The 21,572-nt window shown below is 73.5% G+C and carries 16 protein-coding genes; 7 read left to right on the forward strand and 9 right to left on the reverse strand.

The features are described from left to right. Positions 1-407 precede the first annotated feature (407 nt). The 7 genes from EYB28_RS15395 to EYB28_RS15425 form a co-directional block, all read right to left on the reverse strand. Complete coding sequence (locus EYB28_RS15395) at positions 408-1,847, reverse strand: serine hydrolase (protein WP_166849617.1); 1,440 nt, start codon at positions 1,845-1,847, stop codon at positions 408-410. A gap of 19 nt (positions 1,848-1,866) precedes the next feature. Continuing rightward, positions 1,867-3,330, reverse strand: coding sequence for a GH1 family beta-glucosidase (locus EYB28_RS15400; RefSeq protein ID WP_166849620.1), 1,464 nt, complete (start codon positions 3,328-3,330; stop codon positions 1,867-1,869). A gap of 65 nt (positions 3,331-3,395) precedes the next feature. Then, positions 3,396-5,687, reverse strand: coding sequence for an alpha-xylosidase (gene yicI / locus EYB28_RS15405; protein WP_166849623.1), 2,292 nt, complete (start codon positions 5,685-5,687; stop codon positions 3,396-3,398). Positions 5,688-5,748: 61 nt separating this feature from the next. Continuing rightward, a complete protein-coding gene (locus EYB28_RS15410; RefSeq protein WP_166849626.1) occupies positions 5,749-6,657 on the reverse strand; it encodes a carbohydrate ABC transporter permease in 909 nt (302 codons plus the stop codon). Beyond that, the gene (locus EYB28_RS15415) at positions 6,657-7,604 is read right to left on the reverse strand and encodes a carbohydrate ABC transporter permease (protein WP_205710940.1); all 948 of its coding nucleotides are present in this window, start codon (positions 7,602-7,604) and stop codon (positions 6,657-6,659) included. The genes EYB28_RS15410 and EYB28_RS15415 overlap by 1 nt, the downstream gene beginning before the upstream one ends. Before the next feature lie 76 nt (positions 7,605-7,680). Beyond that, positions 7,681-9,012, reverse strand: coding sequence for an ABC transporter substrate-binding protein (locus tag EYB28_RS15420; RefSeq protein ID WP_166849629.1), 1,332 nt, complete (start codon positions 9,010-9,012; stop codon positions 7,681-7,683). A gap of 119 nt (positions 9,013-9,131) precedes the next feature. Continuing rightward, entirely contained in the window at positions 9,132-10,184 is a 1,053-nt protein-coding gene (locus EYB28_RS15425) for a LacI family DNA-binding transcriptional regulator (protein WP_166849631.1), read from the reverse strand. Positions 10,185-10,445: 261 nt separating this feature from the next. On the opposite strand from EYB28_RS15425, the gene EYB28_RS15430 reads away from it, so the two are divergent. From EYB28_RS15430 to EYB28_RS15460, 7 genes are all read left to right on the forward strand, one after another. Then, the gene (locus EYB28_RS15430) at positions 10,446-11,486 is read left to right on the forward strand and encodes a LacI family DNA-binding transcriptional regulator (RefSeq protein WP_166849633.1); all 1,041 of its coding nucleotides are present in this window, start codon (positions 10,446-10,448) and stop codon (positions 11,484-11,486) included. A gap of 232 nt (positions 11,487-11,718) precedes the next feature. Further along, positions 11,719-13,023 (forward strand): ABC transporter substrate-binding protein, encoded by a 1,305-nt coding sequence (locus tag EYB28_RS15435; RefSeq protein WP_166849635.1) that lies wholly within the window; start codon positions 11,719-11,721, stop codon positions 13,021-13,023. Between the two features lie 58 nt (positions 13,024-13,081). Further along, positions 13,082-14,014: a carbohydrate ABC transporter permease gene (locus EYB28_RS15440; RefSeq protein WP_166849637.1), complete on the forward strand. Its 933-nt coding sequence runs from the start codon at positions 13,082-13,084 to the stop codon at positions 14,012-14,014. Then, entirely contained in the window at positions 14,011-14,910 is a 900-nt protein-coding gene (locus EYB28_RS15445) for a carbohydrate ABC transporter permease (protein ID WP_166849639.1), read from the forward strand. Before EYB28_RS15440 ends, EYB28_RS15445 begins: the two co-directional genes overlap by 4 nt. Continuing rightward, positions 14,907-15,827: an aldo/keto reductase gene (locus EYB28_RS15450; protein ID WP_166849641.1), complete on the forward strand. Its 921-nt coding sequence runs from the start codon at positions 14,907-14,909 to the stop codon at positions 15,825-15,827. Before EYB28_RS15445 ends, EYB28_RS15450 begins: the two co-directional genes overlap by 4 nt. A 43-nt stretch (positions 15,828-15,870) precedes the next feature. Beyond that, complete coding sequence (locus EYB28_RS15455) at positions 15,871-17,922, forward strand: beta-galactosidase (protein WP_166849643.1); 2,052 nt, start codon at positions 15,871-15,873, stop codon at positions 17,920-17,922. Beyond that, complete coding sequence (locus tag EYB28_RS15460; RefSeq protein WP_166849644.1) at positions 17,919-19,367, forward strand: sulfatase; 1,449 nt, start codon at positions 17,919-17,921, stop codon at positions 19,365-19,367. The genes EYB28_RS15455 and EYB28_RS15460 overlap by 4 nt, the downstream gene beginning before the upstream one ends. 91 nt (positions 19,368-19,458) lie before the next feature. On the opposite strand, the gene EYB28_RS15465 is transcribed toward EYB28_RS15460, so the two are convergent. Continuing rightward, the gene (locus tag EYB28_RS15465) at positions 19,459-20,751 is read right to left on the reverse strand and encodes an amidohydrolase family protein (protein ID WP_166849646.1); all 1,293 of its coding nucleotides are present in this window, start codon (positions 20,749-20,751) and stop codon (positions 19,459-19,461) included. A gap of 62 nt (positions 20,752-20,813) precedes the next feature. Further along, positions 20,814-21,509, reverse strand: a complete 696-nt coding sequence (gene nucS, locus EYB28_RS15470; protein WP_166849648.1) for an endonuclease NucS — start codon at positions 21,507-21,509, stop codon at positions 20,814-20,816. Between the last annotated feature and the right edge of the window lie 63 nt (positions 21,510-21,572).

Genomic DNA, 21,572 nt, shown 5'->3' on the forward strand with positions numbered 1-21,572 from the left:
CGGCTCGCGCGGCACCGACATGTTGTGGTTGACACGCGTGTCGTTTCGTTCCGGCCGATGCTTCCGACCGCTTCCTCAAGCGTCCCACGACCCCCTGACACGCCCTCGGTCCACACCCCTGTGCAGGCGCCCCGGATGCCGCTGCCGCACCGTTCCGCGGCTGGCCGCCGATGTCCACAGGCGGTGCACGAGGCGCGTCCACAGGGTGTGCGCGGACGGGGCCGGCGCGACACGCCGACGGCGGTCCGCCCCCGGCTCGCGCATCGCCCGCCGTCCGGCACCCAGCATTCCGGACATACCTGGCGAGTCCTCGTCCGAACATTTCTCGATCGGTCGGCGTGTCGCGCCCGCGGGCGTGTCCCACACCGGCCGGGCACGCCGAGCCGGTGACGCCGGGGCCGGTCGCGTCAGGCCGGCGCCCACGGCCGCCAGCCGGCCGCGTCCAGCCCGCCGGGGACCTCCGTGCCCGGGTCGTACGGCGTCCGGGTCAGGTGGAAGGTGCCGACGTCGAGCGCCACCGGGGAGCCGCCGTCCGACCGCACGGGGCGCAGCCGCTCCGCCCACCAGTAGCCGCCCTCGACCCCGACCCACGCGCCGGGCTCCCCCGGCGCGGGGGCGAAGACGGTGCGCCGCCCGTCGCCGTCGGCCGCACGCAGCTCCAGCCGACCGCCGGGGACCAGGGACACGACGAAGGGCACCGGTCCCCAGTACCAGGCCCCGGTGAGGTCGGCGTCGCCCGCCGCCGCGTCGGGCGATGCCGGGCCGGCGGGCGGGGACGGCGGCAGCAGCTCCGTGAGGAAGCCCGCGTCGCCGAACCCGGCCGTCGAGCTGCCGCAGACGGCGACGACGTGGGTCGACGCCGGGTCCGCCCGGAGGGTCGCGGTGAACCCCGGCACCGAGCCGCCGTGCCCGGCGGTGCGCCGCCCCGCCGCGGGATGGTGCACGGACACGCCCAGGCCCCAGGCGGCGGTGAACGGCGACCCCGGCTCGTCGACGACGACACGTGGCGCCGTCATCCGGCGCCGCCACGCGAGCGGCAGCACCGCGTCGTCGGCCGCCCAGGCACCCGCCCCGACGAGCCACGACCCGAGGACGGCCAGGTCGCCGGGCGTCGACCACGCCTCCCCCGCCGGCCCCATAGCCCCGTATCGCGCGACCGGCTCGGGCAGGACGGCGTCCGCGTGCGGGTGCACGGCGTACCCGGTCGCGGCCGGGCCGGCGGGCGTGCGCCCGGTGCGGTCCATGCCGAGCGGGCCGGTCACCTCGTCGCGCACGACGGCGTCCCAGTCCCGCCCGTGCACCGTGGCCACGAGCCGGCCCAGGACGGCGTAGCCGACGTTCGAGTAGTGGAACCGCTCGCCGGGCTCCGCGACGGGAGCCACGCCCGACGCCACCAGCTCGTCCCACGTGCCGGCGCCGCCGCGCTCCCACCACGGGCCCGGTGGCTCGGCGGGCAGGCCCGCGGTGTGCGTGAGGAGCTGCGCGACGGTGGCGTCCGGTGCCGGCGCGTCGGGCAGGTGCCGGCCGACGGCATCGCCCAGCCCGAGGCGCCCCGCGACGACGAGGCGCAGCACGGCCACGGCGGTCAGGGGCTTGGTGATCGACCCGATCCGGAACGCGGTGTCCGTCGTGGCAGGTACGGCCGGCTCCCCGCCGGCTCCGAGCCGCGCCGCACCCGCCGCGTCGGCCCACACCACGCGCCCACCGTGCGCCACCGCCGCCGACAGAGCCGGTACCCGACACTCCCGCCGGCGCGCGGAGAGCGCCGCGCCGAGCCGGTCGGCGGGCGGCACGCCGGCGTGCGACAGGTCGAAGGGCCGGGCATCGGACGGCGGGACGGCACTCATGCCGGAACGCTACCGAGGGTCAGGGAGTGGAAGCTGTGACCGGCGGCAAAGTGCGCGAGGAGGCGAGCCTGGCGAACCAGTACGCGGAGTCCTTCCAGGTGCGCTCGCCGGTCGGGTAGTCGACGTGCAGGATGCCGAACCGCTTGGAGTAGCCGTACCCCCACTCGAAGTTGTCCATGAGCGACCAGGCGAAGTAGCCCCGCACGTCCGCACCGGCGTCGAGGGCGTCGCCGACGGCGGCGACGTGGTCGTGCAGGTAGGCCACGCGCCGCTCGTCGTGGACCCGCCGGCGCCCGTCGGCGTCGGTCACCACCTCGTCGTCGAACGCGGCGCCGTTCTCCGTGACCGCCATGGGCAGGCCCGGGTGCTCGGTGTGGATCCGCAGCAGGAGCTCGGTCAGGCCCGCGGGCTCGATGTTCCACCCCATGGCCGTGTACGGGCCGGGCTGGGTGACGAACTCGACGTCGCCCGCGGCGACCCACGCGCTGTGCGCGGAGCTCCCGTGGCCGTCGTTCTCCGACCGCTCCCCGGTCCCCGCGTACCGGCGCACCCGCACGGTCGAGTAGTAGTTGATGCCGAGCAGGTCGAGCGGCTGGGCGATCAGCGCGGTGTCGCCGTCGCGCACGAACGACCAGTCGGTGACGGACGCGGTGTCGGCGAGCAGGTCGGCCGGGTAGGCGCCGTCGAGCAGCGGGCCGAGGAACGCCCGGTTGGCGAGGGCGTCGATCCGGCGCACGGCGTCGGCGTCCGCCTCCGAGCTCGCGTCGTCGGGGCGGATGACGTGCAGGTTCAACGTGATGGACACCTGCGCCCCGGGCAGCACGTCGCGGATCGCCGCGGCGGCGAGCCCGTGCGCGAGGTTGAGGTGGTGCACGGCCGCGAGCGCCGCCGCGGGCTCGGTGCGGCCGGGCGCGTGCACGCCCGAGGCGTAGCCGAGGTAGGCGGAGCACCACGGCTCGTTGAGCGTCGTCCAGACCTCGACGCGCTCTCCCAGCTCGGTGGCCATGGCCCGCGCGTACTCGCCGAACGCCTCCGCGGTGGCCCGGTTGGCCCAGCCGCCGGCGTCCTCCAGCTCCTGCGGCAGGTCCCAGTGGTAGAGCGTGACGACCGGGCGGATGCCGCGCTCGCGCAGGGTGTCGATCAGGTCGCGGTAGAAGGCGACGCCCTCGGCGTTGAGCGGCCCCCGGCCGCCGGGCTGGACGCGCGGCCAGGAGATCGACAGGCGGTAGGCGTCGACACCCAGGCGCTCCAGGTGGTCCACGTCCTCGCGCCACCGGTGGTAGTGGTCGCAGGCGACGTCGCCGGTGTCGCCGTCGCGGGTGCGGCCGGGCGTGTGGGAGTAGGTGTCCCAGATCGACGGGCCGCGGCCGCCCTCGGTCGCGGCGCCCTCGATCTGGTAGGCGGCGGTCGCGGTGCCCCACAGGAAGTCGTCCGGGAAGGTGCGGCCCGTCGCCGGGGATCCGGCGGTCTCGGCAGTGGTCACGGTTCTCGTCCTCGTCGTCGGTGTCGTGGTATGTGCGGAGGGTGGTGCGGGTCGTCGCGCCGCGGTCAGAGCGTGAGGGTGACGGCGGCGGCCCCGTCGCCGTGGCCGACCCGCCCGCCCGCACGCACCGACCAGCCGCCCGGCGCGTCGTCCGAGACCACGGTGACGGTGTCGCCGTCGCGCCGCACCCGGAACGTGGCGGGGGCGCCGGTGCCGCCGGGCACGGTGGTGACCGCGTCGTAGCCGTCGGGGAGCTCGACCAGCCGCAGCTCGACGCCGTCGGCCCAGGCGTGGTCGGGCCGGTCCGTCCGCGCGCCGACGGGGAGCACGGTCCCCGGGCGCACGAGGACCGGCAGGCTGTCGAAGCCGTGGGTCTCGGTGACCCAGCGCGGACCGGTGACGGTCGTGGGCAGGTCGCGGCCGTCGCCGGCCGTGACGAGGCGGGTCCAGGTGCCCTCGGGCACGTAGTAGCTCACCCGGCCGTCGGCGCGGAACACCGGTGCGACCAGCAGCGCGTCGCCGAGCATGTACTGCGTGTCGACGTCGAACGTGCCCCGGTCGTGGGGGAACTCGAGAACCATCGGGCGCATGATCGGCGTGCCCGCGCCGGTCGCCTGCTCGGCGGCGGCGCCGAGGTACGGCATCAGCGACAGCTTGAGGTGGGTGAACCGGCGGGCGACGTCGACGGCCTCGTCGTCGAACGCCCACGGCACCCGGTACGAGCCGGACCCGTGCAGGCGCGAGTGGCTCGACAGGAGGCCGAACGCGAGCCACCGCTTGAACAGCCCCGCGTCGGGGGTGCCCTCGAAGCCGCCGATGTCGTGGCTCCAGTACCCGAAGCCCGACATGCCCAGCGAGAGCCCGCCGCGCAGCGACTCGGCCATCGCGGCGTACGTCGAGTCGCAGTCGCCGCCCCAGTGCACGGGCATCCGCTGTCCGCCCGTGGTGGCCGCCCGGGCGAACACGACCGCCTCGCCCTCGCCGCGACGGCGCTCCAGCAGCCCGAAGACGGCCTCGTTGTAGAGCTGGGCGTAGTAGTTGTGCATCTTCGCCGGGTCCGACCCGTCGTGCCAGACGACGCCCTCGGTGGGCACGCGCTCGCCGAAGTCGGTCTTGAAGCAGTCCACTCCCTGGTCCAGCAGGCGCTCCAGGTGTCCGAGGTACCACGCGGTGGCCTCGGGGTTCGTGAAGTCGACCAGGCCCATGCCGGCCTGCCACAGGTCCCACTGCCACACGCCGCCGTCGGTGGTGCGCAGCAGGTAGCCCTGCGCGGCACCCTCGGCGAACAGCGGCGAGCGTTGGGCGATGTACGGGTTGATCCACGCGCTGACCTTGAGGCCGCGCTCGTGCAGCCGGGCGAGCATGCCCTCGGGGTCCGGGAAGACGCGCGGGTCCCACTCGAAGTCGCACCACTGGTACTCGCGCATCCAGAAGCAGTCGAAGTGGAAGACGCTGAGCGGCAGGTCTCGCTCGGCCATCCCGTCGACGAAGCTCGTGACCGTGGCCTCGTCGTAGTCCGTGGTGAACGACGTCGACAGCCACAGGCCGTACGACCAGTCCGGGACGCGCGGCGGGCGCCCGGTGAGCGCCGTGTAGCGGCGCAGCACGTCCTTGCCCGTGGGCCCCGCGATCAGGTAGTACTCGAGCGCCTGCCCCTCGACGGAGAGCTGGACCCGGGTGTTGACCTCCGACGCCACCTCGAGGGACACCCGGTCGGGGTGGGCGACGAACACGCCGTACCCCTTGCTCGTGAGGTAGAAGGGCACGTTCTTGTACGCCTGCTCGCTGGACGTGCCGCCGTCGGCGTTCCAGATGTCGACCGACTGCCCGTTCTTGGCGAAGGGCCCGAACCGCTCCCCCAGCCCGTACACGCGCTCGCCGGGCTCCAGGGCGAGCTGCTCGTGCACCCAGTGCCCGCCGTCGTCCGACGAGACGGCCGCGACCGACTTCGGCAGGCTCGACGTCAGGATCTCCCCGCCCTGCTCGACGTCGACGCGCCACCCGTCGCCGCGGTGCACACGGACCGTCAGCCCGCCCGTCTCCAGGACGCCGGCCGACTCGTCGACCTTCACGACGGGCCGGAACCCGTCCTCGCCCGTCACGCGGAACTCCGGCCCCCGGGCGGCCGCGCCCGCCAGGTGCTCGACCCGCACCCGGACGACGCCGGGCGCCGGCGAGGAGTACGTGACGGTGAGCATCGGCCGGTTGAGCGTGTCGCCGCGGCGACGGATGCGCGCAGTGGGCGCGTAGACCGTCATCGTGCCGGCGGCCTCGTCGACGCGGACGTCGTCGACCTCCGTCGCGTACAGCGGGTGGAGGCCCGGGCGGGACAGCCAGTAGCCGTCGGTGAACTTCATGGGGTTACCTCGTGGGTCGGGGGCGGGGTCGGGGCGTGGGCCAGGCGCGCGCCGGGCGGGGTCACTTCACGGCGCCGGCGGTCACGCCGCGGGTCAGGGTGCGCTGGAAGAGCAGGAAGAACAGCAGCGCGGGGATCAGGGAGACCAGCGCTCCGGCGTTCGTCGTCGGCGCGTCCATCATCCGGTCGCCCTGCAGGGACGCCAGCGCGATCGGGATGGTCTGCGTGTCGTTCGTCGTGAGCATCACCAGGGGAATGAAGAACTCGTTCCAGGTCCAGATGAAGAAGAAGATCACGAGCACCATCAGCGTGGGCCGCACGATGGGGAAGACGACCTGCCACAGGATGCGCCAGCGCCCGGCGCCGTCGAGCGCCGCCGCCTCGAGCAGCGCCGGCGGGAACGTCCCCAGCACCGAGGCGAGCAGGTAGGTGCCGAACGCCGACTGGATCACGGTGAAGATGATGATGACCGACCACTGGGAGTTGGTCAGCCCGACCTGGCGCGCCATGTCGAACAGGGGGTAGATCAGGGCCTCCTGGGGAAGCATGTTCGCCAGCAGGAAGAGCAGCACGATCCACATCCGGCCCCGGATGCGGCCCACCCCGATCGCGTACGCGTTGAGCAGGGACAGCAGGCACCCGGCGACCGCGACGACGGCGGAGATGAAGAACGAGTTCCAGAGCTTCGTCGGGAAGTCGACGCGGGTCCAGAAGTTCACCACGCCGTCGACGTAGAGCGACGTGGGGATGCTCAGCGGGCCGTGCTGCGCGTAGTCGGCGGGAGACTTCACCGCGTTGAGCGCCATGATGATCATCGGCGCGAGCACCACGAGCGCGGCCAGCACGGCGCCGCCGAGCACGACCCAACGCGCGGCGCCGCGACGGTGGCGGCCGCCGGGTCGCGGGCGCCGGGCAGTCGGCCCGGGCGCCCGGGGCGCGGTGGTGGGCAGGTTCTCGAGCGTCGTGGACATCAGCGGCCCACCTCCTCGCGGCGCTCCGCGCGCCGCTGCAGTGCGAGCATCACCACGGCGACGGCGATGATGACGACGGTCAGCACGGTCGCGACGGCGGCGCCGTACCCGACCCGGGACTTGTCGAAGAAGTTGAGGTACGAGTAGTAGCTCGGCACCAGGGTGGAGCTCTCGGGCCCGCCGCGGGTCAGCACGTAGATCGGCCCGAACACCTTGAGCGCCGCGACCGTGCAGGTCAGCGTGACGACGAACGTCTCGGGCCGGATCTGCGGGATCGTGATCGCGCGGAACCGCCGCCACCACCCGGCGCCGTCGAGCTCCGCGGCCTCGTACAGCTCGGGGTCCACCCGCTGCAGCGCGGCCATGAAGATCACGACCGGGTAGCCGATCTGCACCCAGATGAGGACGAGCATGACGCTCGGCAGCGCGAACGCCGGGTCGCCGAGCCAGTTGGGCGGGTCGCTGACGCCGAGGCCGCGCAGGATCTCGTTCAGTGCGCCCGTCCGGGCGTTGAGGATCCAGTTCCACAGGACGCCGGCGACGGCGACCGGCAGGATCTGCGGCAGGTAGAACGTGGCGCGCAGGACCGAGGCGACCCGTCCGCCGAACCGGCGTCCGAGGTAGTCGAACAGCACCGCCGCGAGCAGCAGGCCGATCACGGTCGGCACCACCACCATCGCGACGATCATCGCGACGGAGTTCTGGAACGACGTCCAGAAGTCGGTGTCGTGCCACAGCTCGGCGTAGTTGGCGAGCCCGACCCACTCGAGCGGGGCGAGGCCACCCCGCCACGAGAACAGGCTGATGTACACGTTCGTCACCAACGGGTACCCGATGACGACGACGAACAGGGCGGCGCCGGGGACCAGGTACGGCAGGTAGGCCGGCCATGCGGCGCGGGACGTGGCCCGACGGCGTCGGACGCGGGGTGTCGGGGGTGCGCTCATCGTGCGGCTCCTTGGTGGGGGCTGCGGCCCGGGCGGGGCCGCCCCGCGGGGCGGCCCCGCCTCGGGGACGGCAGGTTCATTCGCCGAGCAGGTCGGACTTGCCGTCGACGTAGGCGGACTCGAGCCCGTCGAGCACCTCGTCGGGCGACTTCGACTGGTTGATCAGGGACTGCAGCTCGCTCACGACCACGTCGTAGTAGCCGGGCACGGGCCAGTCCGGGTAGAAGGCCAGCCCGTCGGCGTCGAGGATCTCCTGGAAGTTCTCGGTGAGCTCCTTGGTCTTGGCGTCCTCGATCGTCGAGGCGTCGCCCGCGACCGGCAGGCCGCCGGACTGCGCCAGGACGTCCTGCACCTCGGGGCGCAGCGTCGTGTCGATGAACTCCTCCGCGAGCGACGGCGAGTCGGCGTTGGTCGGGACGACCCACAGGTTCCCGGACGACCCGACGTGCAGGTCGTTGCCGGGGAAGTTGAACTGGCCCCAGTCGTCCTTCATCTCGGCGACGACGCGCCCGAACCACCACGAGCCCGAGACCATCATCGGGTAGTCGCCCTTGATGAACCCCACGCCCATGTCCTCGGCGGTGAGGCCGGCCGAGTCGGACGCGACGTAGCCCTCCTTGATCCACGCGTCGAGCTGCTCCGTCGCCGCGGTCATCTCCGGCCCGTGGAAGTCGACGTCGCCGTCGAAGAGCTGGTACCGGTCCACGAAGTCACGGTCCGCGTTCGCGAGGACCAGCTCGTACCAGAGCTGCCCCATCGGGTACTCGGCGCCCGCCTCCGCGAGCGGCGTGATCCCCTCGTCGGCGAAGGCCTGCATGACGGTCTCGAGCTCGTCGAGCGTCGTCGGGACCTCGAGGCCGAGGTCGTCGAACATCGCCTGGTTGTAGTAGACGCCGACGAACTCGCCGTAGTTGGGGACGCCGTACCACTCGCCGGACCCCATGAGGCCGTTCTCGTCGTAGGTCGCCGTCGTCGCGAGCGACCCGGGGAGCTCGTCGGCCCAGCCGTTGCGCTCCGCCGCGTCGGTCAGCGGGGCGATCAGGCCCTGTGCCGCCAGCTGACCGGCCGTCGCGTTGCCCTTGTTGTACTCCATGACGTCGGGCACGTCGTCGCCGGTGAGCACGATCTTGGCGTTCTTCTGGATCTGCTCGAACGTCTGCTTCTCCACCTCGACCGTGACGTCGGGGTGCTCGGCCTCGAAGACCTCGATCGCCTTCGCCCAGGCCTGCCCCATGGCGGAGTCGTCGTTCTCGTAGTGCCAGATCGTCAGGGTCTGGTCGTCGGTGTCACCACCCTCGGCGGCCGCGCCGCCGCCACCGCCGGTACCGCCTCCGCCGACGCAGGCGGTCAGCGCCAGCGGCAGGGCCGCCAGCGCGGCGATCATCGATGCCTTGCGGGTTCGCGTCATCGCGGTTCCTCCTTCGTCGGCCCGGCGCTCGGACGCGCCGGAGCACCCGGGCGCTCGCGCCCGGACGGTTCTGGTGTGCGGTTGCCGGCGAGCGGGTTCGTGCTCGCCCGGACGTCGGTTCAGGGGTGGGGCTCGGCGCCGGCAGGCGCCGGCGGGGCCCCGGGTGCGGGCCCGACGCTCCGGCCGGGCTCGAGGGTGCAGGGGATGAGGGTCGCGGCGGCCGGCGGCGGGTCGCCCGCGACCTGCGACAGCAGCGTCGCCACGGCGAGCCGGCCGAGGTCGGCCCCCGGGGAGTGCATCGTCGTGAGCGGCGGGTTGCTCATGTCCGCGACGCCGGGGGACGTGACGATCGCGAGGACGGACATCTCGTCCGGGACGCCGATGCCGCGCTGCTGCAGCTCGGCGACGACGCCGAAGGTCGCGATCTCGTTCATCGTGACCACGGCCGTGGGCCGCGGGGAGCGGTCGAGCAGCTCCGCCGCCGCTTCCCGGCCGGCCTGCGGGGACTCGTCGACCCGGCGCACGACCGGCTCCAGTCCGTGCGCGCGCACGGCCGCGGCGAACCCCTCCTCGGCCCGGAACGTCGGGGCGTACCCCTCCGCCGCCGTCGCCTCGGAGTGGTTGACGAACGCGAGGTGCCGGTGGCCGAGCCCGACGAGGTGGTCGACCGCCTCCCGGGTGGTGCGCTCGAAGTCGACGTCCACGCTCGGCAGCCCGGCGACGTCGCGGGTGCGGCCGATCATCGTGAACGGCACCCCCGCGTCGCGCAGCGTGGTCACGCGCGGGTCGTCGAGCGTGACCTCCATGACGAGCACGCCGTCGGCCATGCCCTGGAGCACCAGGTCGCGGACCTCGTCCGCCTGGTCGGTGCGGAACGGCCACAGCACCAGGTGGTGGCCCTTCTCGCGCGCCGCCTCGGCCGCGGCGGAGACGAACTCCGCCACCGTCCCCCCGAGACCGCGCTCGGCCGCCGGGTACACGAGCGCCAGCACCCGGCTGCGGCGCGACGCGAGCCCGCGGGCCATGGCGTTCGGCTGGTACCCGAGCTCCTCCATCGCCGACACGATGCGCTCGCGCGTGGCGGCGGAGACGGTCCGGTGCCCGGACAGCGCGTACGAGACCGTGCTGAGGGACACCCCGGCGAGCCTCGCCACGTCCTGCATCGTCGCCATGCCGCCACCTCCCTGTGCCGTGCGTCGTCGGGGTCGCCCCGTCGTCACCGAAGCGCTTCGACGAAGCGCTTCGACAATGACCATGCAGGCGGCCCGCCACCCGTGTCAAGGGCGCGGGCACAACTCGTCCACCGTCACCTCGACGTCACGGACGCCCGCGCCGGGCCCGGCCGTGGGGCGCCTGATCGTGGCAGTAGGATGCCGTCGCACGGCGATCCCGCACGGGCGCCCGCCACCACCCCAGCGACCGGAGGTTCCGCCGTGGCCACGATCGAGGACGTCGCCAGGCGGGCGGGCGTCGCGACGTCGACCGTCTCCTACGTGATCTCGGGCAAGCGAGCCATCTCGGCGGCCACCCGCGCCCGCGTGGAGCAGGCCATCGCCGAGCTCGACTACCATCCGCACGCCGGCGCCCGGGCGCTCGCGTCGTCGCGCACCGACGTCCTCGCGCTCGTCGTCCCGCTGCGCCTCGACGCGGACACGTCCCTGCGCGGCGACGTCGACGTCAACGTGATCATGCAGTTCGTCGCCGGGGTGGTGCCACGGGCCCGTTCGCTCGGCTACGACGTCCTCCTGCTCACCGACGACGACCCCACGGCCCTGGCGCGCGTGGCGGGCGGCTCGTCCGCGGACGCCCTCGTCGTCATGGACGTCGAGACCGAGGACGCGCGGCTGCCCGCCATCGCCCGCTCCCGCACCCCCGCCATCCTCATCGGCATGCCGGTGGACCCGCAGGGCTTCAGCTGCGTCGACTTCGACTTCGACGGCGCCGGGCGCCTCGCGGTCCGTCACCTCGCCGGCCTCGGGCACCGCCGAGTCGCCCTGATCGGCCCGCCCCAGGTGGTCCTCGAGCGGCACACCTCGTACGCCGACCGCATGCTGCACGGGCTGCGGGCGCAGTCCGACGCCTCCGGCGTCGACCTGGTCCTCACGCACACCAGCGCCCGCCGCGACGCCGTCGCCGCGGCGGTGTCCCGGGCGCTCGACGGCGACACGCCCGCCACCGCCCTCGTGGTGCACAACGAGGCGGCCCTGCCCACCGTCATGGACCTGCTGCGCGAGCGGTCGCTGCGCGTGCCCGAGGACCTCTCCGTGCTCGCGGTGTGCCCGCCGCACATCGCCGAGCAGCAGTCGGTCGTGCTCACCTCGATCGACATCCCCGCACAGCAGATCGGGGCCACGGCCGCGGAGATGGCGGTCGCGACGCTGCGCGGCGAGCTCGAGCCCGAGACCCGCCTCGTGCGCGCCGCGCTGACGGACCGAGGCAGCTCCTCCGCGCCCCCGGCCCGCGCGACCTCCTAGGCGCCATCGGCCCGGCGAGCGCGGGTGGGCCACCCCGCGCGGAAACGCTTCGACGTCCGAAGCTGACAACGGCGCCACCGTCGCGGCCGCACCGGCGCAGCCTCCGCCGTATCCCCCGAGAGCTCGGTGTTTGACACGGCCATACTCGTGCGGCAATGATCACACCAATATCGAAGCGCTTCGCCAATGTCGGTGTCGGCGCTTCCCGTGACACGTCGAGGGAGATGTGACCATGCGTCATCCAGTCCGAACCGCGGCGAGCGTGGCCGCCGTCGCGCTCACCCTGGCAGCCTGCTCCTCCGGCGGCGACGACGCCGGGGCCGGGGCCACCGACGAGGGCCCGATCACGCTCGACTACTGGGCGTGGGGCACCGCCCAGCAGCCGATGGTGGACGCGTGGAACGCCGCCCACCCGGACGTCCAGGTCAAGCGGACCGACGCCGGCGGCGGCACCGACTCGTCGGCGAAGCTCGTCACCGCGACGCGTGCCGAGAACGCACCGGACGTGGCGATCGTCGAGTACAACACCCTGCCGGCCATGATCGTCGCCGGCGTCGCGACGGACATCAGCGAGCACGTGGACGGGCTCGACAGCGAGTTCGCCCCCGGCGTCTGGAACCAGGTGACGTTCGACGGGGCCACCTACGGCGTCCCCCAGGACGCGGGCCCCCAGGCCCTCACCTACAACAAGAAGCGGTTCGACGAGCTCGGCATCGAGGTACCCACCACGTGGGAGGAGTTCGCCGACGCCGCCGAGAAGGTCCACGAGGCCGACCCCGACGCCTACCTCACGACGTACGCCCCCGCCGAGTTCGGCGGCTTCGCCGGATACGCCCAGCAGGCGGGCTCGGAGTGGTGGTCCGTCGACGGAGACGCCTGGACCGTCGACTTCGACGACGAGGCCTCGGTCGCCGTCGCCGACTACTGGGAGGACCTCGTCGACCGCGACCTGGTCCTCGCCGAGCCGCTGCTCACCCCCGAGTGGAACGCCCAGCTCAACAAGGGTGACATCCTGTCCTGGCCGGCCGGGCTGTGGGCCGCGGGCGTGCTCTACGGCGTCGCCGAGGAGAGCGCCGGGGACTGGGCGATGGCCCCTCTGCCGCAGTGGACCGAAGGAGACTCGTCGGTCGGCTTCCAGGGCGGGTCGGCCGTGGTGGTCACCACGTCCGCCGAGCACCCCGAGGCTGCCGCGGAGTTCGCCCGCTGGATGGGCACGAGCGACGAGGCCGCCGCGGCGCAGATCGAGCAGGGCCAGTACCCCGCGTCCCTGTCCGGGCAGGAGCTCACCCTCGAGAGCGATCCTCCGCTCCTCATGCCGGAGCAGGAGGACTACTGGGAGATCGCGGCCCGGATCACGCAGGACACCATCCCGGAGATCAGCTGGGGGCCCGACGTCAACGTCGCCTCGAGCGCCTTCCAGGACGCGATGTCCAAGGCCGTGACGAACGGGACCCCGTTCCGTGACGCCCTCACCCGGACCGAGGACGAGGTCGTGGCCGACATGGAGAAGTCCGGCTTCGACGTCACGCAGAAGTGACCGCCCGGGTGCCGGCGGACCAGCTCCGCCGGCACCCGGCTCCCGAAGGAGTCCCCGCATGGCCACCGCTCTCGACACCCGACCCGCCCGCCGCACGCGCCGGCGCTGGGTGGCGCCCTGGCTCTTCCTGCTGCCGGCGGCGCTGCTGTTCGTCACGTTCCTCGCGATCCCCGTCTGCTACGCCCTCTACCTGAGCTTCCGGGGCATGCGCGTCTCGGGCGGCGGCCCGTTCGGCGTGCGCTCGGAGACCTGGGTCGGGCTGGACAACTACGCCACGGCGTTCACCGACCCCGAGTTCCTCGCCGGCTTCGGCCGGCTCGCGATCTACGGGATCATCGCCGTCCCGCTCACGCTCGGTCTCGCCCTCACGTTCGCCCTGCTGCTCGATCTGCCCCGCGTGGCCGGGGCACGCTTCTCACGCACGGCGATCTTCGTGCCCTACGCGGTGCCGGGGGTCGTGGCCACCCTGCTGTGGGGCTTCCTCTACCTGCCGTCCACCAGTCCCGGGAGCTGGGTCGCCGCCCGGCTCGGGATCGGTGCGCCCGACGTGCTCCACGGCGCGATGCTCTACCCGTCCGTCGCGAACATCGCGATCTGGAGCGGCGTCGGCTTCAACATGATCATCCTGTACACGTCGCTGCGCGGGATCCCCGCCGAGGTGTACGAGGCGGCGCGGCTCGACGGCGCGAACGAGTGGGACATCGCGTACCGGGTCAAGATCCCGCTGGTCGGGCCGGCTCTCGTGCTGACCGGGCTGTTCGCCCTCATCGGCACCCTGCAGGTCTACGGCGAGCCCACCACCCTGCGGCCGATGACCAGCGCGATCTCGCAGACGTGGGTCCCCCTCATGACCATCTACCGCGACGCGTTCACCCGGGACGACCTGTCGCTCGCCGCCGCCGCGTCGGTCGCCCTCGCGCTGGGCACCCTGGTCGTCTCGGTCGTGCTGCTGCGCGTGACCCAGAAGCGCTCGTTCGGAGAGGTCTCATGAGCACCGCCACCGCCCCCCGTCCCGTCCGGCAGCGCAGGCTGGCCACCGGCCGGCCACGCCCCGCGTCCCGGCGCACCGCGATGCTGCCGACGGTCGCGCTCCTGCTCGGTGCGCTGTACTGCCTGGTGCCCGTCGCCTGGGTCCTCGTGGCCTCGACCAAGTCGAGCTCGGAGCTGTTCTCCACCTTCACGTTCGTGCCGGGCACGGGCCTGCTGGAGAACCTCGGCGACCTGTTCGCCTACGGCGACGGGCAGTACCTGCGCTGGGTGTGGAACAGCGTGATCTTCGCGGGCGTCGGCGCCGTGGCGTGCACCCTGGTGTCCACGATGGCGGGCTACGCCCTGGCCAAGTACGACTTCCCCGGGCGCAAGGCCGCGTTCTACGCCATCCTCGGCGGCGTGCTGCTGCCGGGCATCACCCTGGCCGTGCCGCAGTACCTGCTGATGTCCACGATCGGTCTGGCGGGCACCTACTGGTCCGTGCTGCTGCCGTGCCTCATCTCGCCGTTCGGCATCTTCCTGGCGCGCGTCTACGCGGGCTCCGCCGTCCCGACCGACACGATGGAGGCCGCGCGGATCGACGGCGCGAACGACGCGCGCGTCTTCACCTCGGTCGCCCTGCCCATGATGGTCCCCGGAATGGTCACGGTGTTCCTGCTGCAGTTCGTCAGCATCTGGAACAACTTCCTGCTGCCCTTCATCATGCTGTCGGACGAGCGGATGTACCCGCTGACCGTCGGCCTGTACACGCTGCTGTCCAAGGGCTCGGGCACCCCGTCGCTCTACAGCCTGGCGATCATCGGCGCCGCCGTCGCGATCGTGCCGCTGGTCGCGATGATGCTCGTGCTGCAGCGCTACTGGCGCCTCGACCTCATCAGCGGGGGTCTGAAGGGATGACCGTGCCGGACGCGAGGACGAGGCTCGGCACGACCGGCCTGCGCGTGCCCCCGGTCGTCCTGGGGACGTCAGCGCTCGGCCGTCGCGTCGGCGCCGAGGACGCGCACGAGGTGCTGCGTGCCGCGGCCGCCGCCGGGTGGCACACCTGGGACACGAGCAACGAGTACGGGCAGGCCGAGGCCCGCATCGGGACCGTGCTGCCCGGCCTCGACGCACCCGTCCAGGTCTTCACCAAGGCGGACCCGGCACCGGGCGGCGGCTTCACCGGCGCGCGCGTCCGGGCGTCGGTCGCCGAGTCGCTGGATCGGCTCGGCGTGGACCGGCTGCCGCTCGTGCACCTGCACGACCCCGAGCGGATCACGTTCGACGAGGCCACCACGCCCGACGGCCCGTGGCGGGCTCTTCTCGACCTGCGTGAGCAGGGCGTGATCGGGCACGTGGGAGTGGCCGGCGGGCCCGTCGCCCTCCTGCGGCGGTTCGTCCGCACCGGGGAGGTCGAGGCCGTGGTCACCCACAACCGGTTCACGCTGCTGGACCGGTCCGCGGAACCCCTGCTCGACGACTGCGCGGAGCGCGGCGTCGGCGTGCTCAACGCCGCGCCCTTCGGGGGTGCCGCGCTCGCCACCGACGACGGCCCGGTGCGCCGGTACCACTACCGGGAGGTCGACGCCGTCCAGCACGACGCCGTCCTGCGCATCCGCGCGATCGCCCGCGAGGCCGGCGTCCCGGTCGGCGCCCTCGCGCTCCGGTCGAGCACCCGGGACCCGCGTGTCTCCGCCACCGTGGTCGGCGCGTCGTCCACCACACAGCTGCGGCAGGTCCTGGGCTGGGCCGCCGACGACGTCCCCGACGTCTGGGCCGCGCTCGACGCCGCACGGCCCGGCCCCTCCCACTGGGTCGGCCCGCACGGCCGCTGACCCCTCCACCGCCCCCGCTGCCCCACCGACCCGAGGACATCCCATGCCTGCCCCGTACGCCCCCGCCCGCCTGCTGTTCGGCGGCGACTACAACCCTGAGCAGTGGCCGCGCGAGGTGTGGGCCGAGGACGTGGAGCTGATGCGACGTGCCCACGTCGACACGGTCACCATCGGTGTCTTCTCGTGGGCCCTGCTCGAACCGCGCGAGGGCGAGTTCGATCCCGGCTGGCTCGACGACGTGGTCGCGATGCTCGACGACGCGGGCATCGGCTTCTTCCTGGCCACCCCGACCGCGTCTCCCCCACCGTGGTTCACCCGCGCCCACCCCGACGCCATGCCGGTCCGCGCCGACGGGACCCGGTTGACGCACGGCTCGCGCGACACCTACGCGATCAGCGCACCCGCCTACCGGGAGGCCGCGCGCCGGGTCGCGCGCTACCTCGCCGACCGCTACGGCGCCCATCCGCGGCTGCGGGGATGGCACGTGCACAACGAGTACGGGACGATCGACCACGGCCCGCACGCCGAGGCCGCGTTCCGTCGGTGGCTGCGCGCCCGCTACGAGACCCTCGCCACGCTCAACGACGCGTGGACCACATCGTTCTGGTCGCAGCACTACGCCGACTGGGACGAGGTCGTCCCGCCGCGGACCACCCAGTACCTCACGAACCCCGCCCACGGCGTCGACTTCGCCCGCTTCTGCTCCGACGAGATGCTCGCGGCGTTCGCCGAGCAGAAGGCCGAGATCCGCGCCGCGGGGTCCACGGCGCCGGTCACGACCAACTTCATGCTGCCCACCTGGAACCACCTCGAGCAGTGGTCCTGGAGCGACCGGCTCGACGTCGTCTCCGTGGACCACTACCTCGACACCACCGGGCCCGACGGCGAGGCGCACGTGGCCTACGCCTCGGACCTCACCCGGTCGTGGGCCGGAGGGCCGTGGCTGCTCATGGAGCAGAGCGCGAGCGGCATCCGCGTGGGACAGCGGCACTTCGCCAAGGCCTCGGACCGGATGATCCGCCACTCGCTCGGCTACGTGGCCCGCGGCTCGCAGGGGGCGCTGTTCTTCCAGTGGCGGGCGTCCGCCGGAGGGTCGGAGACCTGGCACAGCGGCATGGTGCCGCACGCCGGGCCCGACACCGAGCAGTTCGACGGCATCGTCGCGCTGGGCGAGCTGCTCGACAGGATCGACGAGGTGGCCCGGCCTCCGGCCGCCGGACCGGTCGTCGAGGCCGAGGTCGCCGTCCTGTGGGACGCGAACGGCTGGTGGGTGCTGCAGACTCCCCACCTGCCCCACGACGGGCTCGACTACGCGACCGAGGTCCGGGCGACGCACCGCGCGCTGTGGCGGGCGGGCGTCCCGGTGGACTTCGTCCGCCCCGGCGCCGACGCCGGCCGTTACCGCCTGCTCTTCGTCCCCAGCCTCATGGCGGTCGACGACGCCACGGTGTCGTGGCTCACCGCCTACGTCCGCGCCGGCGGCCACCTCGTGGTGGGCCGGTTCACCGGGGTCGCCGACGAGCACCAGCGCGTGGTCACGGGCGGGTACCCGGGCCGCCTGCGCGACCTGCTCGGCATCCGGGTGACGGAGATCCTGCCCCTGGCCCAGGACGAGTCGCTCGCCCTCAGCGACGGCTCCGACGCCGACCAGTGGTCCGAGCGGGTGCGGCTGCGCGGCGCGGAGCCGCTCGCCACGTACACAGACGGCGACCTCGCGGGCATGCCCGCCGTGACGCGCCACCGGTCGGGAGACGGGTCGGCCACCTACGTGTCGACGCGGCTGGCGCAGCACTCGCTCGACCGGTTCGTCGCCGGCCTCCTCGACGCGCACGGCGTGAGGGCCGTCGTCCCCGAGGCCGTCGGTACCGGCGTCGAGGCGGTCCGTCGCCGCGCGGCGGGAGGGGACTACCTGTTCCTGCTGCACCACGGCGATCGTCCCGTGCGCGTGACCGGGCCCGGCCACGACCTCGTCACCGACACCCCGACCGACGCCGGTATCGTGCTGCCGACGGGCGGTGTCGCCGTCGTCCGAGAGGGGCCCGGCGCCACCTGGTCCGTGACGCCCGACCACTCCTCGACCCCGGAGGTCTCGTGACCACGCCCCGCCCGAACGTCCTGCTCGTGCTGTCCGACGACCACGGGTACGCCGACCGCGGCGCGCTCGGCCACGACCCCGCCGTCCGGACGCCGGCGCTCGACCGGCTCGCGGCGGAGGGCGTCTCGTGCACCGATGCGTACGTGGCCGCCCCGATCTGCAACCCCTCGCGCAACGCCCTCATCTCCGGCGCGTACCCGGCCCGCTGGGGCTCGACCTGGTTCGGCGACACCCGCTTCGACGAGGACCGCACGACGCTCGCCGAGCGCTTCCGCGACCTCGGGTACACCACCGGGTACTTCGGCAAGGTGCACTACGGCCCCGAGGAGCCCGGGGACCGTGCCTGTCCACCGGAGCACGGCTTCGACGAGTCCTACTACGGGCTGGCCGGCCGCCAGCAGGGCCGCCTGCACTACACGACGCACACCCGCCGGGCCGTGGACGAGTACGGGCCCGAGGGCAGCTGGCGCATGGCGGTGCAGCCCATGTTCCACAACGGCGAGGAGGTCGAGCTCGAGGGCTTCCTCACGGCCGAGCTGGGACGGCGCGCCCGCGAGTTCGTCGACGGCGCCGACCGCCCGTTCTTCGCCATGGTGGCCTTCAACGCCGTACACAACTTCTGCTGGCAGCTCCCCGCGGACGAGCTCGAGCGGCGCGGGCTGCCGACCCACGCCGACTGGGACGAGCCGGGCGGCCAGGCGTACGCCGACTGGTACGACGGCGCGATCTCGCCGCACCTGGAGCACGGCCGCGAGTACTACCTGGCCCAGCTCGAGCTCATGGACGCCGAGGTCGGGCGGCTCCTCGACCTGCTGGACGCCACCGGGAGGGCCGAGGAAACGATCGTCGTGTACCTCACGGACAACGGCGGTTCCACCTGCAACTACGGCAGCAACGCGCCGCTGAGCGGCACCAAGTACACGCTCGCCGAGGGCGGCGTCCGGGTCCCGTTCCTCGTGCGCTGGCCGGGAGGGGGCTGGTCCGGCGGCACGACGCGGGACGGGCTCGTGAGCTCGATGGACCTCTACCCCACGCTCCTGGCGGCCGCCGGGTACGACGTGTCCGCGCTCACCGACATCGACGGCGTCGACCAGTCCGCGCTCTGGCGGGGCGAGACGGCGGCCGGCCACGAGGCGCTGCACTGGGAGTGCGGGTACTCCACGGCGGTCCGCGAGGGCGACCTCAAGCTGCGAGTCACCCACGGCGACCACCCCGACGCGGTGGGCGTGCGCACGGTCGAGCACGTCGACCCCGGCGACGGGGTGGAGCTGCACGACCTGCGCTCCGACGTCGGCGAGCACGTGGACCTCGCCGCCGAGCGCCCCGACGACGTCCGGCGCCTGTGGGCGAGGCACGAGGCATGGCTGCACGAGGTGGGCCGTGCGGACCTCGCGGAGCGGCACGGGCGCCGGGTGGCGGAGGTCGTCGCCCCCGGGACGTCCTGACCAGGTCCTCGACCGGCCGAGCAGGCGGTTGATCACGATATGCGGCCGGTGCGGCCCGTGAGACCGCCATCAACCGCCTGCTCGGCGAGGGTCAGAGCCGCACGTCGGTCCCGGCGCGCAGCACGCGGCGGACCCGCAGGTCGCCGTCGGTCACGAGCACGTCGGCCCGGCGACCGGCGGCCAGGGCCCCGACGTCCTCGAGGCCGAGCGCGCGGGCCGGCACCCACGACGCGGAGCGCACCGCGTCCACGAGCGGCACGCCGGCCGCGACGGCCGTCCGCACCACGTCGATCAGGTGCGCGGTCCCCCCGGCGATCGACCCGCCGTCCGGGTCCTCGGGGTCGGTGAGCCGCGCGACGCCGTCGCGTACCGTGACCGCCATCGGGCCGAGGTCGTACGAGCCGTCGGCCATGCCCGCCGCCGCCATCGCGTCGGTGACCAGCGCGACGTTCTCCGCGCCCACGGCCTGCATGACCGTGCGCACCGTCGCGGGGTCGAGGTGGACGTCGTCGGCGATCAGCTCGACCACGGCGTCGCCCCGCGCGGCGGCGGCCAGGCACGCCGCGACCGGGCCCGGGGCCCGGTGGTGCAGCGGGCTCATGCCGTTGAACAGGTGCGTCACCGTCGCGCGGCGGTCCGGTCCCCCGTCCTCCGCCACGCCGCGCAGCTGCGCCGCGACCTGCGCCAGCAGGAGCTCCGCCTGGTCCGTGGTGGCCTCGGTGTGCCCGAGCGACGGGACGACCCCGGCCTCGACGAGCGCCTCCGCCGCCCCGCCGGGCCCGGTGACCCCGTCCACCTCGGGAGCGACGGTCATGGTCCGCAGGTGCCCACGGGCCGCGGCCGCCAGGTCGCGCACCAGGCCGGCGTCGCCCGCCACGAGGTCGTCCGGGCTCTGCGCGCCGCGACGGGCGTGGGAGAGGAACGGGCCCTCGGCGTGGATGCCGACGATCTCGCCCGCGTCGGCCAGCCCGGCGAGCAGCTCGGCGCGCGCGAGCAGCGTGTCCCGGTCCGCGGTCACGAGCGAGGCCAGCAGCGAGGTCGTGCCGTGGCGACGGTGCTCGCGCACCGCGACCATCGCCTCGTCCGCGTGCCGCGCGTCGGGGAAGCCGGCACCGCCGCCACCGTGGTTGTGCACGTCGACCAGGCCCGGGAGCACGGTGGTCCCCGGCTCGGGCACCACGGCGCGGCGCGCGGCCTTGGCCACCTCGGGCCGCGACGCGGCCGTGGCCGCCTCGGCGGGGCCGACCCACACGATCCGCCCCTCGGCGACGACCACCACGCCGTCCTCCTCGACGGCCTGCGGGGTGACGACGCGCCCGCGCAGGGCCACGTGCTCGGCGGTGTGGTCGGCCACGGCCTGGGTGGGAGAGCTCATGGAGGCCATGATGCCGCACCTCAGGACGGATAAGGAAGAAGTGCTGCCAAATATGTCGCCGGGGCCAGGCGTCAGAAGAGCCGCGAGTCCACGTCGTCGACGCCGCGCATCGCGTCGTAGTCCAGGAGCAGGCAGCCGATCCCCCTGTCGGTCGCCAGCACCCGCGCCTGCGGCTTGATCTCCTGTGCTGCGAACACCCCCCGCACCGGGGCCAGCAGCGGGTCCCGGTTCAGCAGGTCGAGGTACCGGGTGAGCTGCTCGACGCCGTCGATGTCGCCACGGCGCTTGATCTCCACCGCCACCGAGCCGCCGTCGGCGTCCCGGGCCAGGATGTCCACCGGCCCGATCGCCGTCATGTACTCGCGGCGCACCAGCGAGTGCCCCGCACCCAGCAGCTCGATCTGAGCCGCCAGCAGCTCCTGCAGGTGCGCCTCCACGCCGTCCTTGACCAGGCCCGGGTCGACACCCAGGTCGTGCTCGGAGTCGTGGTGCACCTCGTGCAGCTCGATCTCCAACCGGTCGTCGGACTTCTGGTGCTGCACCGTCCAGACCTCGGTCACGCCGCGTTCGACGGCCTCCGGCTCCGGCTCGCGCACCGCCGTCGCGCACGGCGGGCTCATCCAGTTCAGCGGCTTGTACGAGCCCCCGTCGGAATGGAGGAGCACGCTCCCGTCAGCCTTGACGACGACCAGCCGCGTGGCCAGGGGCAGGTGGGCGGTGAGCCGGCCGGTGTACCGGGCCGAGCAACGGGCGACGACGAGACGCACGGTCCCCCTTCGAGATCGTGATGACAGGACGACGAGCGCGTCACACAGTACTTTCTGTCGTCC

Source organism: Isoptericola sp. BMS4 (assembly GCF_011634835.1).
GTDB lineage: Bacteria > Actinomycetota > Actinomycetes > Actinomycetales > Cellulomonadaceae > Isoptericola.

Bases quoted from the DNA above. Each gene is read 5' to 3' on its own strand.
- EYB28_RS15395 (WP_166849617.1), bottom strand. From the start codon at position 1,847: ATGAGTGCCGTCCCGCCGTCCGATGCCCGGCCCTTCGACCTGTCGCAC.
- yicI (WP_166849623.1), bottom strand. From the start codon at position 5,687: ATGAAGTTCACCGACGGCTACTGGCTGTCCCGCCCGGGCCTCCACCCG.
- EYB28_RS15410 (WP_166849626.1), bottom strand. From the start codon at position 6,657: ATGTCCACGACGCTCGAGAACCTGCCCACCACCGCGCCCCGGGCGCCC.
- EYB28_RS15415 (WP_205710940.1), bottom strand. From the start codon at position 7,604: ATGAGCGCACCCCCGACACCCCGCGTCCGACGCCGTCGGGCCACGTCC.
- EYB28_RS15420 (WP_166849629.1), bottom strand. From the start codon at position 9,012: ATGACGCGAACCCGCAAGGCATCGATGATCGCCGCGCTGGCGGCCCTG.
- EYB28_RS15425 (WP_166849631.1), bottom strand. From the start codon at position 10,184: ATGGCGACGATGCAGGACGTGGCGAGGCTCGCCGGGGTGTCCCTCAGC.
- EYB28_RS15435 (WP_166849635.1), top strand. From the start codon at position 11,719: ATGCGTCATCCAGTCCGAACCGCGGCGAGCGTGGCCGCCGTCGCGCTC.
- EYB28_RS15440 (WP_166849637.1), top strand. From the start codon at position 13,082: ATGGCCACCGCTCTCGACACCCGACCCGCCCGCCGCACGCGCCGGCGC.
- EYB28_RS15445 (WP_166849639.1), top strand. From the start codon at position 14,011: ATGAGCACCGCCACCGCCCCCCGTCCCGTCCGGCAGCGCAGGCTGGCC.
- EYB28_RS15450 (WP_166849641.1), top strand. From the start codon at position 14,907: ATGACCGTGCCGGACGCGAGGACGAGGCTCGGCACGACCGGCCTGCGC.
- EYB28_RS15455 (WP_166849643.1), top strand. From the start codon at position 15,871: ATGCCTGCCCCGTACGCCCCCGCCCGCCTGCTGTTCGGCGGCGACTAC.
- EYB28_RS15465 (WP_166849646.1), bottom strand. From the start codon at position 20,751: ATGGCCTCCATGAGCTCTCCCACCCAGGCCGTGGCCGACCACACCGCC.